Here is a 12,165-nt window from a genome sequence, read left to right on the forward strand (position 1 = left end):
GCTAGACTGGCCGCCCAACCCGATCCGCCCACCCCCCGGGGAGTTTCCGAATGGACCATCTTCCGATCCACCGCCCGATGGCCTGGCTGTTGGCCATGGCCCTGGCCGCGGCCGCCATGCCCGCGTCCGCCCAGCAGGGCACGCCCGAAGAGCGCGCCAAGGCCGTGGCCGAGCTGCAGGCGGCCCTGTCGGCCGTGCAGGACGCGAGCACCGCCCTGGAAAGCAGCCAGGCCAAGCTGGTGGCCGCCCGCGCCAATCTGGAGGCGGCCGACACCGCCCGCCTGGACGCCGAGAAGCGCCTCAAGGCCAGCGAAACCGGCGCCGCCCGCGGCCGCCTGACCCGCGAGCAGGTGGATGCCGACCGCGCCCTGGCCGACAAGGCCTCCGAGGCGGTGGCCGCGGTCCGCGCCGAGATCGCCGCGGTCGAAGCCGAGATCGCCGGCAACCAGGCCAAGCTGGCGGCCGCCAATACCGCCGTCGAAGCCGCGTCCGCCAGCGCCGCCGCCTACCTCGGCGATACGCCGGCCAACTGAGCGGGGTTCTGGCCGGCCCGGCCAGGCTTGCAGGTCGGCGCCCGCGGCCCCAGATCAGGGCCATCCCTTCGCGACGGAGCCACCCGCATGCACACCTGGAAGCTGGTCATCGAACGCGCGGCCCGCGGCAACGCCGCGCCCGACCGTCGCGTCGAGAAGAGCGAAGCCCAGTGGCGCGAACAGCTGACGCCGGACCAGTTCCGCGTGATGCGCCAGGCCGGCACCGAGCGGGCCTTCAGCTCCGAGATGTGCGGACTGTTCGAGCCGGGCATCTACGACTGCGCCGGCTGCGGCACGCCGCTGTTCGACGCCAGCCACAAGTTCGAGTCGCACAGCGGCTGGCCGTCCTTCACCCAGCCGCTGCAGGACAACGTCGTGAACTACCTCAACGACGGCAGCCACGGCATGGTCCGCATCGAAGCCACCTGCGCCACCTGCGACGCGCACCTGGGCCACGTCTTCCCCGACGGTCCGCCGCCCACCGGCCTGCGCTACTGCATCAACGCGCTGTCGCTGGAGAAGTCGAAGGGCTGACCCTCCGCAAACGCCACAAACAACAACGCCACCCGAGGGTGGCGTTGTTGTTGGTTGGTGGAGGTGGGGGGAGTTGAACCCCCGTCCGAGAGCACTCCATCTCCGGTACTACATGCTTAGCTCGTTGTTCGATCTCGTCGGCCGGCAACACAACGTGCGAAGCGCACCGGCAAACACACCCGCTAAGTTCACTGCTGGTTGGCGGGTCGCCGCCGGCAGCTGTTCCGTGATAATGACCCTACATCCACGAGCACGGGCACAAGTGGGTTCGGGGCTTACGCCTTAAGCGGCGAGAGCGTAGTTGTCGTCGTTGGCAACTAAAGTTTGCAGCTGGATTAACGAGGAAAGCGGCCCCCTCGGCATGCACCAGTCGACTTCGCAACCCCCGTCGAAGCCAGGACACCCCCGGAAACGCGGAAATCGTTGAATCAACCGACGCCGAGAGTATGGGGCCGCTGCCAGGCCATCACAAGGGCAGGTGGTGAATGCCCGCCAACGATCTGGAGGACAGCCCCCTTGGTAAGGGGGCGCGCCGAAGGCGCGGGGATCGGAAGTGATGAGCCGGGGCCCGCGATCCGCGCAGCGGATCGTGGGAGTTCCAGGGCGAATGCCCTGGAACTACTCCCCCTTGGTAAGGGGGCGCGCCGAAGGCGCGGGGATCGGAAGTGATGAGCCGGTGCCCGCCCTTCGCATAGCGAAGGGTGGGGTAGTCATTCGGCGAATGCCGAACGACTACGCATTTTTATTGTGCCGGCGCATGGTGCGCTCTTTTTCGCGCTGCCAGTCGCGGTCCTTGCTGGCCTGGCGCTTGTCGTGGCTCTGCTTGCCCTTGGCCAGCGCGATCTCGAGCTTGACCTTGTTGCCCTTCCAGTACACCGCGGTCGGGATCAGGGTATAGCCGTCGCGCTCGACCTTGCCGACCAGCTTGTCAATCTCGTGCCGGTGCATCAGCAGCTTGCGCGTGCGGCGGTCGTCGGCCACCACGTGGGTAGAGGCCTGGCTGAGCGGGGTGATCTGGGCGCCGAACAGGAAGATCTCGCCGGCTTTCACCAGCGCGTAGGCGTCGCCCATGTTCATGCGGCCGGCGCGGATGGACTTGAGTTCCCAGCCCTGCAGGGCGATGCCCGCCTCGTAGCGGGTCTCGAGGCTGTAGTCGTGGCGCGCGCTGCGGTTCAGGGCGATGGTCTTGTTGGCCGCCTTGTCCTTGCCGCTTCCGGTATTCTTGGCGTCGTTCTTCTTGGACATGTTCCTTCCTTGGCGGGCATTGTCGCCCATCGCGGGCCGGCTGGGGGAGGGCAGGCAGACGGAGCCCGATGACGAGCATCCACCGACACGCGCTGGTCCGGCACTCGGCCCTGCGCATGTACACCCTGGTCAACGACGTCGCCAGTTATCCGGCGCGTTTTTCGTGGTGCGAAGACTCCGCCGTGCTGGAAGAGTCCGACACCCACATGCTGGCCCGGCTCGACCTCACCGTCGCCGGCCTGCGCACCAGCTTCACCACCCGCAACACCCTGGTGGCGCCGACCTCGATCGAACTCAAGCTGGTCGAGGGGCCGTTCCGCAAGTTCACCGGCGCCTGGCATTTCCACAGCCTGGCCGAGGACGCCTGCAAGGTCTCGTTGACCCTGGACTTCGACGTGGCGGGCGCGGTGCTGGGCACGGCCCTGGCGATCGGCTTCCAGGGCCTGGCCGACAAGATGGTGGACGACTTCTGCCGCGAGGCGGACCGGGCCTGAAATGGCCGCGCCGCTGCGCATCGACGTGGTCTACGCGCTGCCGGAGCGCTGCTTCCGGGTGACCGTCGAACTGCCGGCGGGCGCCACGGTGGCCGATGCGCTGGCCGCCGCGGACATGCCGGAACGGGTGCCGGGGCTGGTGGTGGACCCGGCGCGGCTGGCGGTGTTCGGCAACGCCGCGACGCCACAGACGCCGCTGCATGACGGCGACCGGGTGGAAATCCTGCGGCCTTTGCTGGCCGATCCGAAACAGGCGCGCCGGAAGCGCGCCCAGACCGCGGCGAAACTCAGCCGCCGCTAGGCCGCACGCGCGGCTTGTCCTTGTCGCGGGCGAGGTTGCCGAAGCGGCGCATTTCCGCCGACAGGGCCTTGTCGGCCTCCGGGAAATATTCGCCTTCCCAGCGCGCCAGCGCATCGCCTTCGAAGTGCAGGGTCAGGGTCTTGATCTCGGTCTTGCCGACCCGGCGGCGCTCGGTGGCGACGTAGTCCCAGCGGTTCTGGTGGAAGGGATCGGCCACCGGCGGCGAACCGAGCAGGCTGAACACCTGCTGGCGGCTCATGCCTTCCTTGAGCTGCTCGACGTTCTTGGATTCCAGCAGGTTGCCCTGGAACACGGGCTGCCGGTAGACGATGCCGCAACCGGTCATCAGGAGGGCGGCGAGGGCGAGCGTGAAGGCCTTGCGCATTGCGGTGGTGATCCGGATCGAAGTCGGGCCGATGATACACTACCGCCCGCAGCCGCCAGTCGGCCGCGACGGAAAGCATTCAGGAGATCCCATGGAATCGCAGGACCTGCGCAAGGCCGGCCTCAAGGTCACGCATCCCCGCATCCGCATCCTCGACGTGCTCGAGTCGTCCAGCCCCCGGCACCTGACGGCCGAGGACATCTACCGGCACCTGCTGGACAAGGGCGACGACATCGGCCTGGCCACCGTCTACCGCGTCCTGACCCAGTTCGAGGCGGCGGGGCTGGTGCTCAAGCACAACTTCGAGGGCGGCCAGGCCGTCTACGAACTCGACCGCGGCGTGCACCACGACCACATGGTGGATGTGGAGTCGGGCAAGGTCATCGAGTTCACCAGCCCCGAGATCGAGCGGCTGCAGACCGAGATCGCCGCCAAACACGGCTACGTGATCGAAGAGCACTCGCTGGTGCTCTACGTGCGGCCCAAGAAGAAGAAATAACGCAGCGCCGGCTCAGCCGGCCTGGGCGCGGGACAGCATCTGTTTCGCGTTGGCCCGCACTTCGCGGGTGATCTCGACGCCGCCCAGCATGCGGGCCAGCTCCTCGACGCGCGCCTTGTCGTCCAGCGGCGTCACCGCGCTGTGCGTGCTGGCGCCGGCCACGGCCTTGCTGACCTGGAAATGATGGTGGCCCTGGGCCGCGACCTGGGGCAGGTGGGTCACGCACAGCACCTGGCGTTCGGCGCCCAGCGCCCGCAGCTTCTGGCCGACCACCTCGGCCACGGCGCCGCCGATGCCGGTGTCGACTTCGTCGAAGACCATGGTCGGCACCGCGTCCAGGCCCAGCGCGGCCACTTCGATGGCCAGGCTGATGCGCGCCAGTTCGCCGCCCGAGGCGACCTTGCGCAAGGGGCGGGGCGGTTGGCCGGGGTTGGCGGAGACCTGGAACTCGCAGCGCTCGGCGCCCTGGGGCAGGGGCCGGGTCGAATCCTGGGGATCGAGCAGGACGCTGAACACGCCGCCGCCCATGCCCAGTTCGGCCATCAATGCGGCGACCGCCTGGCCCAGCTTCGCGGCGGCGGTAGCGCGGGATTTCGACAGCTTCGCGGCGGCGGCGGCCCAGTCGGCGGCGGCCTGCTGGCGCTCGCGGCCCAGGCGTTCGGCCCGGCCGCTGGCGTCGGCCAGGCCCTCGAGCTCGGCCTGCAGGGCGTCGCGGCGGCCGGCCAGGCCTTCGATCGGCAGGCGGTGCTTGCGGGCGAGTTCGTGCAGGCGGGCCAGGCGGTCTTCGAGCTGCTGCAGGCGCGTGGGGTCGAGGTCGAAGTCGTCGCGGATGCGCTCGAGGCCGGCGCCGGCTTCCGCCAGCTGGATGTCGGCCGATTCGAGCAGGGCCACGACTTCGGCCAGGCGCGGTTCGTCGCTGCTCAGGCGCGCCAGGTCGGCGCTGACCTGGTGCAGGGCGCGCGACAGCGACAGTCCGTCGTCGCCGGCGAGGCGGGCGAGGGCGGATTCGCAGCCCTGCAGCAGGCCGGCGGCATTGGCCTGGCGGCGGTGCGCGGCCTGCAGCTGGTCGAGGTCGGCGGGGTCGAGGTTCTCGCGGGCCAGTTCGTCGACCTGGTGCTGCAGCCAGGCCACACGTTCGCCGACGTCGCCGGCGCGGGCCAGGTCGCCCAGCTCGCGGTCGAGTTCGGCCCAGCGGCGGGCGTGTTCGCGCACCTCCGCCAGCAGCGGGTCGTGGCGGCCGAAGGCGTCGAGCAGGGCGAGCTGCTGGCCGCGGTCGAGCAGGGCCTGGTGTTCGTGCTGGCCGTGGATCTCGACGAGCAGGGCGCCCAGCTCGGAGAGCTGGGCCAGGGTGGCGGGGCGGCCATTTATCCAGGCCTTGGAGCCACCGTCGGCGCGGATGACGCGGCGCAGCTGGCAGTCGCTGCCGTCGTCCATCTCGTTTTCGCGCAGCCAGGCCAGGGCGGCGGGGGCGTCGGCGAGTCCGAATTCGGCGGCCAGTTCGGCCCGCTCGGCGCCGTGGCGGACGATGCCGGCGTCGGCGCGCGCGCCGGTCAGCCACATCAGGGCGTCCACCAGCAGCGACTTGCCGGCGCCGGTTTCGCCGGAAACCACGGTCATGCCCGGCCCGAAGGCCAGTTCGGCAGCGGAGACGACGGCGAAATCCTTGAGGCTGAGCAGGCTGATCATGGGCCGGGCGATTTTGCCTGAAAGGGCCAAGGTTTCGCTGCCCCCCGTCGCCCCACCAGCCGACCACGGCCAGGCCGGACGTAGGACAATGCCGGCTTGCGCCGGACCCTGGCCGGCCTTATCAAGGGAACATGGACCTCAGCCTCGACCCCCGCGCCCGGCGCCTGCTGCGCACGCTCATCTCCCAGCACATCCGGGACGGCGGGCCGGTGGGTTCGCGCACGCTGGCCCGCAGTTCGGGCCTGGACGTGAGCCCGGCGACCATCCGCAACATCATGTCCGACCTCGAGGAGATCGGCCTGGTGTCGGCCCCGCACACTTCGGCCGGCCGGGTGCCGACCGCCCAGGGATACCGCGTCTTCGTCGACAGCCTGCTGCAGATGAAGCCGCTGCAGGACGCCGAAGTGAGCCAGTTGCGCGCCCAGCTGCCGGCCGGTGCCGGCACCCAGGCCCTGCTGTCGAACACCAGCGAGATCCTGTCGGCGATGAGCCAGTTCGTCGGCGTGGTCACCGTGCCCCAGCGCGGCCAGTTCGCCTTCCGCCATATCGATTTCGTGGCCCTGGACGGCAACCGGGTGCTGGTGATCCTGGTGTTCACCGACAACGAGGTCCAGAACCGCATCATCACGCCGCGCCGGCCCTACACGCCGTCCGAGCTGGAACAGACTGCTAACTACCTCAACGCCCATTTCGCCGGCCGGCCCCTGCACGAGATCCGCGCCACCCTGCTGCGAGACCTGCGCGAGACCCGCAGCGAAATGGACCGGCTGCTCTCGGCCGCGGTCGAGCTGTCCGAACAGGCCCTGGGCGGCGCGCCCGGCAGCCAGGACGACATGCTGCTGGCCGGCCAGACCCGGCTGATGGGCGTGCAGGAGCTGTCGGACCTGGAGCGGCTGCGCGAGCTTTTCGAGGCATTTTCCCGCAAGCGCGAGATCCTCCAGCTGCTCGAGCGCACCCTGCACGCCCAGGGCGTACGGGTCTTCATCGGGGAAGAAACCGGCCTGGCGCCGCTGGACGCCTGCACGGTGGTCACCGCGCCCTACGGTGCCAACGGCCGGGTGCTGGGCGTGCTGGGCGTGATCGGCCCCACGCGCATGGCCTATGACCGGGTCATCCCGATGGTCCAGGCCACGGCCGACCTGCTCGGCGCCGCCTTGAATCCCGACGCCCCGGCCCCATAAGCCCACCGACCCCCGCAGGACGCGGGGCCCACACCGGAAAAACCCATGCATCGCGACGATCCCCTCCCGGGCGCCCAGGCGCCCGCCGACGACCTCGCCCCCGAATCCACGGGCGACCTCGGCGCCGAGCTCGAACAGCTTCGCAACGCGCTGGGCAGCCTGCGCGAAGAAGCCCTGCGCGAACGCGCCGAGCTCGACAACCAGCGCAAGCGCCTGGCCCGCGACGTCGACCAGGCCCGCCGTTTCGCCAACGAGAAGCTGCTCTCGCAGCTGCTGCCCGTGCTCGACAGCCTGGACGCCGGCCTGGCCGCCGCCGGCGCAGAGTCCGGCCCGCTCAAGGACGGTCTGGAGCTGACCCTGCGCCAGCTGCTCAAGGTCGGCGAAGACAACGGCCTGCGCCAGCTCAACCCGCAGGGCGAGGACTTCGACCCGGCCTGGCACCAGGCGGTCAGCCAGATCGCCGCCCCCGACGCCGCGCCCAACACCGTGGTCCAGGTATTCCAGAAGGGCTATGTGCTCAACGACCGCCTGCTGCGCCCCGCGCTGGTGGTGGTCGCCGCCGGTTGACCGGCCGGGCCGCACCCCGGCCCGAGGGGCGCCACGCAAGCCCTTGAACGCAACGCTGTGGCCCCCATTTTGAAACCAGCCGCGGCCCGCGCCGCCATCCACGAATTCAGAGACTGAGGGAGTAACACCATGGGCAAGATCATCGGCATCGACCTGGGCACCACCAACAGCTGCGTGTCCGTCATGGAAGGCGGCGTGGCCAAGGTCATCGAAAACTCCGAGGGCGACCGCACCACGCCCTCCATCGTCGCCTTCACCAAGGACGGCGAAGTCATCGTCGGCGCGTCGGCCAAGCGCCAGGCCGTCACCAACCCCAAGAACACCTTCTACGCGGTGAAGCGCCTGATCGGCCGCAAGTTCACCGACGCCGAAGTGAAGAAGGACCTCGACCTGGTGCCTTACGGCATCGTCGCACACGACAACGGCGACGCCTGGGTCGCGACCAGCGACGGCAAGAAGATGGCGCCGCAGGAAATCTCCGCGCGCGTGCTCGAGAAGATGAAGAAGACCGCCGAAGCCTACCTGGGCGAGACGGTCACCGAAGCCGTCATTACCGTGCCGGCCTACTTCAACGACAGCCAGCGCCAGGCCACCAAGGACGCCGGCCGCATCGCCGGCTTGGACGTCAAGCGCATCATCAACGAGCCGACCGCGGCCGCGCTGGCCTACGGCATGGACAAGAAGGGCGGCGACCGCAAGCTGGCCGTGTACGACCTGGGCGGCGGCACCTTCGACGTCTCGATCATCGAGATCGCCGAGATCGACGGCGAGAAGCAGTTCGAAGTGCTGGCCACCAACGGCGACACCTTCCTGGGCGGCGAAGACTTCGACAAGCGCGTCATCGACTACCTCGTCGAGGAGTTCCAGAAGGAGCAGGGCATCGACCTGCGCAAGGACCCGCTGGCCCTGCAGCGCCTGAAGGACGCCGCCGAGCGCGCCAAGATCGAGCTGTCCTCGAACCAGCAGACCGAAGTGAACCTGCCGTACGTGACGGCCGACGCCTCGGGTCCGAAGCACCTGAACATCAAGCTGACCCGGGCCAAGCTCGAGGCGCTGGTGGACGACCTGATCCGCAAGACCATCGAGCCGTGCCGCGTGGCGCTGAACGACGCCGGCCTGCGCGCCAGCGACATCGGCGACGTGATCCTGGTCGGCGGCCAGACCCGCATGCCCAAGGTGCAGGCGGCCGTGGCCGAGTTCTTCGGCAAGGAAGCCCGCAAGGACGTCAACCCGGACGAGGCCGTCGCCATCGGCGCCGCGATCCAGGGCGGCGTGCTCGGCGGCACCGTCAAGGACGTGCTGCTGCTCGACGTCACCCCGCTGAGCCTGGGCATCGAGACCCTGGGCGGCGTGATGACCAAGATCATCGAGAAGAACACCACCATCCCGACCAAGGCCTCGCAGACCTTCTCGACCGCCGAGGACAACCAGTCCGCGGTGACCGTGCACGTGCTGCAGGGCGAGCGCGAGCAGGCCCGCTTCAACAAGTCGCTGGCCAAGTTCGACCTCAGCGGCATCGACGCTGCGCCGCGCGGCATGCCGCAGGTCGAGGTGTCGTTCGACATCGACGCCAACGGCATCCTGCACGTGTCGGCCAAGGACAAGAAGACCGGCAAGGAGCAGAAGGTCGAGATCAAGGCCGGTTCGGGCCTGAGCGAGGAGGAGATCGCGCAGATGGTGCGGGACGCCGAGGCGCACCGCGAGGAGGACAAGAAGTTCCACGAGCTGGTGACTGCGCGCAACGCCGCCGACGGCCTGCTGCACGCCACCCGCACGGCGGTGAAGGAGCACGGCAGCAAGGTGCCGGGCGAGCAGCTGGCGGCGATCGAGACCGCGCTGTCCGAGCTCGACACTGCCATGAAGGGCGACGACAAGGCGCAGATCGAAGCGCGCACCGAAGCCCTGCAGCAGGCGGCGCAGTCGCTGTACGCGGCGGCCGCGGCGGCGAACCAGGGTCCGCAGGACCCGGGCCAGCCGGGTCCGTCGGGCAAGGCCGACGACGTGGTCGACGCCGAGTTCACCGAGGTCAAGGACGACGACCGCAAGTCGTGATGAGCAAAGCCCGTCCGCGCAGCGCGCGGACGGGACGGCTGCCCGCGTCGGGCCGGAGATCCCGGTCGGCGCGGGCGTTTTGTTGCAGGGCAACCCGGATTTCAGATGAGCAAGCGTGACTATTACGAAGTGCTGGGCGTGTCGCGCAGCGCGACCGAGGACGAGCTGAAGAAAGCCTATCGGCGCGCCGCCCAGAAGCACCACCCGGACCGGAATCCGGGCGACAAGGCTGCCGAGGCCAGCTTCAAGGAGGCCAAGGAGGCCTACGAAGTGCTGTCGGACGGCGGCAAGCGCCGCATGTACGACCAGCACGGCCACGCCGCCTTCGAGCACGGCATGGGCGGCGGCAACGGCGGCCCCGGCTTCGGCGACGTCAACGACATCTTCGGCGACATCTTCGGCGACATCTTCGGCGGCGGCCGCCAGCGTGCGCCACGCCGGGGCGCCGACCTGCGCTACGTGGTCGAGTTGGATCTGGAAGAAGCGGTGTTCGGCGTCGAGAAGCGCATCGACGTGCCGACCCTGGTGGCCTGCAAGCCCTGCGGCGGCAGCGGCGCCGAGGACGGCAAGGTCGAGACCTGCAAGACCTGCGCCGGCCGCGGCCAGGTGCGCATGCAGCGCGGCATCTTCGCGGTGCAGCAGGCCTGCCCGGCCTGCGGCGGACGCGGCCAGACCATCGCCAGGCCCTGCAAGAGCTGCCACGGCAACGGCCGGGTGGAAGAAGAGAAGGTGCTGCAGGTGAAGATCCCCGCGGGCGTCGACAACGGCGACCGCATCCGCCTCTCCGGCGAAGGCGAGGCCGGTCCGCCGGGCGCGCCGGCCGGCGACCTGTACGTCGAGGTGAGCGTGCGCGAGCACGCGGTGTTCCAGCGCGACGGCAACGACCTGTACTGCGAGGTGCCGGTGCGTTTCTCCCAGGCCGCGCTGGGTGCCGACATCGTCGTGCCCACGCTGGGTGGCGAGGCCCTGATCAAGGTGCCGCTGGAGACCCAGACCGGCAAGCTGTTCCGGCTGCGCGGCAAGGGCGTCAAATCGGTGCGCGCGCATGCCCCGGGCGACCTGCTGTGCCGGGTCGTGGTGGAAACCCCGGTCAACCTGACCGCGCGCCAGCGCGAGCTGCTCAAGGAATTCGAGGCGACCTTCGACGGCGAGCACGGCGCCCGCCATTCGCCGCGCTCCAGCGGCTTCCTCGACAGCGTGAAGGCGTTCTGGGACCGCATGACCTCCTGAATCGTCCCGACACGGTCCCGGCAAATGAAAACGCCCGGCTCGCGCCGGGCGTTTCCTTTTCCGCGCAGCGTTCGGGCCTACTTCGGCCGGTACAGCGGCCGCGCCGGCGCATTGCCGGCATAGGCGTCGAGCTTCTCGCCCATCGTGCCGCCCAGGCGTTCGATGCGGCTGGACGGGGTCGGATGGGTGGAGAACAGCAGGCCCATCGCACGGTCGTTCGGCGCGGCGCTGTCGAGCGTCTGCAGCACGCCGACCAGGCCAAACGGGTTGTAGCCGCCGCGCGCGGCGATCACCACGCCATGCTGGTCGGCCTGGTACTCGTCGTTCTTGTCGATGCCGCGCGCCAGCACCTGGGTGCCGACCGAGAAGGCCTTGCTGCCGAACCGCTGCACCAGGACGTTGTCGCTGCGTCCCGCGGCCTCGCCGGCGATCTCGGTGGCGAAATCGCGGCCCATCGCGCCCTTGATCGCCTTCACCTGGTGCTTCTGCACGACGTGGGCGATCTCGTGGCCGAGCACGCCGGCCAGTTCGCTCTCGTCGCGAAGGCGTTCGTACAGGCCCATCGTGATCAGCACCGTGCCGCCGGGCAGGGCGAAGGCGTTGACGTCGGTGCTCTCGACCACGCCGAAGCGCCAGGGCAGGTCGGGGCGCTCGGTCTGCAGCGCCAGCCAGAAGCCGACCTGGTTGACATAGCGCTGCAGGGCCTCGTCCTTGACCAGGGGCGCGGCACCCAGCACGTTGGCGGCGATGCCGCGGCCGAGCTGGATCTCTTCGTCCTGGGTGATTTCCTGGCTCGCGTCGGCGGCCTTCTTGCCGAACTTGAACAGATTCTCGGCCTCGCCCAGGCGCCCGAAGGCGTGCGCGGGGGCGGCTAGTGCGAGCACCAGTGCCGCGGCCAGCAGTTGGGTGGACGTTTTCATCGCTGCCTCCTCCGGCCGCCGCGGCCTTCTTCCAGGTAATTCACCTTCTGCGCCGACAGCGGCGCCTGCGCGGCGAACTGCTGCGCCTGGCCGGGATTGGCCGCGAAGCTGTCGAGCAGGGCGACTTCGGCGGTGTTGGCCGAGGCGTTCATCAGCTGGTCGGCCGAGAGGCCTTTTACGCCGGTGCTGACCGCGTTGCTGCTCGAACCGGTGCGGAAGGCCGCCACCAGCGAACCGCCGCCGTCATTGCCGGGCAGGCCGGAGCCGGTGCGCAGGTTCAGCACGCGCGTCCAGCCGGCGACGCCGGCCGGCGTGGTGACGCCGGCCCACGCGCCCTGGCGGGCGGTGATCTCGACGGTTTCGCGGGCGCTGAGCTGGGCCAGCACCTCGGCCGAACCCATCGGTTCCTTGAGCACCGGCGAGTCCTTGAGCACGGTGCCGGTCTCGGCCAGCACCGCGCCGGTGGCCAGCGCGCCAGCGAGCGCCAGCGCCAGCACGTGCGGGCGTGGAGTCCTGGGATTCGATTGCATCGTTTCGT

At 69.7% G+C, this 12,165-nt stretch carries 14 protein-coding genes and 1 other RNA gene; 9 read left to right on the forward strand and 6 right to left on the reverse strand.

The annotated features are described in order from the left end of the window. The first annotated feature begins 50 nt into the window (after window positions 1-50). Window positions 51-533, forward strand: coding sequence for a hypothetical protein (locus tag E1B00_RS01780; RefSeq protein ID WP_139445023.1), 483 nt, complete (start codon window positions 51-53; stop codon window positions 531-533). An 87-nt stretch (window positions 534-620) separates the two neighbouring features. After that, window positions 621-1,067, forward strand: coding sequence for a peptide-methionine (R)-S-oxide reductase MsrB (gene msrB / locus E1B00_RS01785; protein ID WP_139445025.1), 447 nt, complete (start codon window positions 621-623; stop codon window positions 1,065-1,067). A gap of 55 nt (window positions 1,068-1,122) precedes the next feature. Here msrB and ssrA read toward each other — a convergent pair. Together ssrA and smpB are read right to left on the reverse strand one after the other, a co-directional pair. Next, window positions 1,123-1,474, reverse strand: a transfer-messenger RNA (tmRNA) gene (ssrA, locus tag E1B00_RS01790). A gap of 325 nt (window positions 1,475-1,799) precedes the next feature. Continuing rightward, entirely contained in the window at window positions 1,800-2,312 is a 513-nt protein-coding gene (gene smpB / locus E1B00_RS01795) for an SsrA-binding protein SmpB (protein ID WP_139445027.1), read from the reverse strand. Window positions 2,313-2,380: 68 nt separating this feature from the next. On the opposite strand from smpB, the gene E1B00_RS01800 reads away from it, so the two are divergent. Together E1B00_RS01800 and E1B00_RS01805 are read left to right on the forward strand one after the other, a co-directional pair. Further along, window positions 2,381-2,806, forward strand: a complete 426-nt coding sequence (locus E1B00_RS01800) for a type II toxin-antitoxin system RatA family toxin (RefSeq protein WP_139445029.1) — start codon at window positions 2,381-2,383, stop codon at window positions 2,804-2,806. Between the two features lies 1 nt (window position 2,807). Next, window positions 2,808-3,107 (forward strand): RnfH family protein, encoded by a 300-nt coding sequence (locus E1B00_RS01805; RefSeq protein ID WP_139445031.1) that lies wholly within the window; start codon window positions 2,808-2,810, stop codon window positions 3,105-3,107. On the opposite strand, the gene E1B00_RS01810 is transcribed toward E1B00_RS01805, so the two are convergent. After that, the gene (locus E1B00_RS01810) at window positions 3,094-3,492 is read right to left on the reverse strand and encodes an outer membrane protein assembly factor BamE (protein ID WP_139445032.1); all 399 of its coding nucleotides are present in this window, start codon (window positions 3,490-3,492) and stop codon (window positions 3,094-3,096) included. The two genes, E1B00_RS01805 and E1B00_RS01810, sit on opposite strands and share 14 nt — an antisense overlap. Before the next feature lie 91 nt (window positions 3,493-3,583). Between E1B00_RS01810 and fur the strand changes: the two genes are divergently transcribed. Beyond that, window positions 3,584-3,991, forward strand: coding sequence for a ferric iron uptake transcriptional regulator (fur, locus tag E1B00_RS01815; RefSeq protein WP_139445034.1), 408 nt, complete (start codon window positions 3,584-3,586; stop codon window positions 3,989-3,991). A 12-nt stretch (window positions 3,992-4,003) separates the two neighbouring features. On the opposite strand, the gene recN is transcribed toward fur, so the two are convergent. Next, window positions 4,004-5,677 (reverse strand): DNA repair protein RecN, encoded by a 1,674-nt coding sequence (recN, locus tag E1B00_RS01820; RefSeq protein ID WP_139445036.1) that lies wholly within the window; start codon window positions 5,675-5,677, stop codon window positions 4,004-4,006. Window positions 5,678-5,808: 131 nt separating this feature from the next. On the opposite strand from recN, the gene hrcA reads away from it, so the two are divergent. The 4 genes from hrcA to dnaJ all read left to right on the forward strand — a co-directional run bounded on the left by hrcA (window position 5,809) and on the right by dnaJ (window position 10,707). Next, entirely contained in the window at window positions 5,809-6,858 is a 1,050-nt protein-coding gene (gene hrcA / locus E1B00_RS01825) for a heat-inducible transcriptional repressor HrcA (protein ID WP_139445038.1), read from the forward strand. A gap of 45 nt (window positions 6,859-6,903) precedes the next feature. Then, window positions 6,904-7,425, forward strand: a complete 522-nt coding sequence (grpE, locus tag E1B00_RS01830; RefSeq protein ID WP_139445040.1) for a nucleotide exchange factor GrpE — start codon at window positions 6,904-6,906, stop codon at window positions 7,423-7,425. A gap of 129 nt (window positions 7,426-7,554) precedes the next feature. Next, window positions 7,555-9,477 carry a molecular chaperone DnaK gene (gene dnaK / locus E1B00_RS01835; protein ID WP_139445042.1) on the forward strand — a complete coding sequence of 641 codons (1,923 nt, stop codon included), beginning with the start codon at window positions 7,555-7,557 and terminating at the stop codon, window positions 9,475-9,477. A 105-nt stretch (window positions 9,478-9,582) separates the two neighbouring features. Continuing rightward, window positions 9,583-10,707: a molecular chaperone DnaJ gene (dnaJ, locus tag E1B00_RS01840; protein WP_139445043.1), complete on the forward strand. Its 1,125-nt coding sequence runs from the start codon at window positions 9,583-9,585 to the stop codon at window positions 10,705-10,707. A gap of 77 nt (window positions 10,708-10,784) precedes the next feature. Here the strand turns inward: dnaJ and E1B00_RS01845 are convergent, their stop codons facing one another. Both E1B00_RS01845 and E1B00_RS01850 read right to left on the reverse strand, forming a co-directional pair. Continuing rightward, complete coding sequence (locus tag E1B00_RS01845; protein ID WP_139445045.1) at window positions 10,785-11,627, reverse strand: M48 family metalloprotease; 843 nt, start codon at window positions 11,625-11,627, stop codon at window positions 10,785-10,787. Then, the gene (locus tag E1B00_RS01850; protein WP_139445047.1) at window positions 11,624-12,157 is read right to left on the reverse strand and encodes an SH3 domain-containing protein; all 534 of its coding nucleotides are present in this window, start codon (window positions 12,155-12,157) and stop codon (window positions 11,624-11,626) included. The genes E1B00_RS01845 and E1B00_RS01850 overlap by 4 nt, the downstream gene beginning before the upstream one ends. Window positions 12,158-12,165: the final 8 nt, after the last annotated feature.

Source organism: Arenimonas terrae, from assembly GCF_006265115.1.
GTDB classification, from domain to species: Bacteria; Pseudomonadota; Gammaproteobacteria; order Xanthomonadales; family Xanthomonadaceae; genus Arenimonas; species Arenimonas terrae.

Excerpts from the sequence above, each read along its gene's own strand:
- E1B00_RS01845 (WP_139445045.1), bottom strand. The coding sequence starts at position 11,627 with ATGAAAACGTCCACCCAACTGCTGGCCGCGGCACTGGTGCTCGCACTA.
- recN (WP_139445036.1), bottom strand. The coding sequence starts at position 5,677 with ATGATCAGCCTGCTCAGCCTCAAGGATTTCGCCGTCGTCTCCGCTGCC.
- E1B00_RS01805 (WP_139445031.1), top strand. The coding sequence starts at position 2,808 with ATGGCCGCGCCGCTGCGCATCGACGTGGTCTACGCGCTGCCGGAGCGC.
- E1B00_RS01800 (WP_139445029.1), top strand. The coding sequence starts at position 2,381 with ATGACGAGCATCCACCGACACGCGCTGGTCCGGCACTCGGCCCTGCGC.
- fur (WP_139445034.1), top strand. The coding sequence starts at position 3,584 with ATGGAATCGCAGGACCTGCGCAAGGCCGGCCTCAAGGTCACGCATCCC.
- hrcA (WP_139445038.1), top strand. The coding sequence starts at position 5,809 with ATGGACCTCAGCCTCGACCCCCGCGCCCGGCGCCTGCTGCGCACGCTC.
- dnaJ (WP_139445043.1), top strand. The coding sequence starts at position 9,583 with ATGAGCAAGCGTGACTATTACGAAGTGCTGGGCGTGTCGCGCAGCGCG.
- smpB (WP_139445027.1), bottom strand. The coding sequence starts at position 2,312 with ATGTCCAAGAAGAACGACGCCAAGAATACCGGAAGCGGCAAGGACAAG.
- E1B00_RS01780 (WP_139445023.1), top strand. The coding sequence starts at position 51 with ATGGACCATCTTCCGATCCACCGCCCGATGGCCTGGCTGTTGGCCATG.
- grpE (WP_139445040.1), top strand. The coding sequence starts at position 6,904 with ATGCATCGCGACGATCCCCTCCCGGGCGCCCAGGCGCCCGCCGACGAC.
- E1B00_RS01810 (WP_139445032.1), bottom strand. The coding sequence starts at position 3,492 with ATGCGCAAGGCCTTCACGCTCGCCCTCGCCGCCCTCCTGATGACCGGT.
- msrB (WP_139445025.1), top strand. The coding sequence starts at position 621 with ATGCACACCTGGAAGCTGGTCATCGAACGCGCGGCCCGCGGCAACGCC.
- dnaK (WP_139445042.1), top strand. The coding sequence starts at position 7,555 with ATGGGCAAGATCATCGGCATCGACCTGGGCACCACCAACAGCTGCGTG.
- E1B00_RS01850 (WP_139445047.1), bottom strand. The coding sequence starts at position 12,157 with ATGCAATCGAATCCCAGGACTCCACGCCCGCACGTGCTGGCGCTGGCG.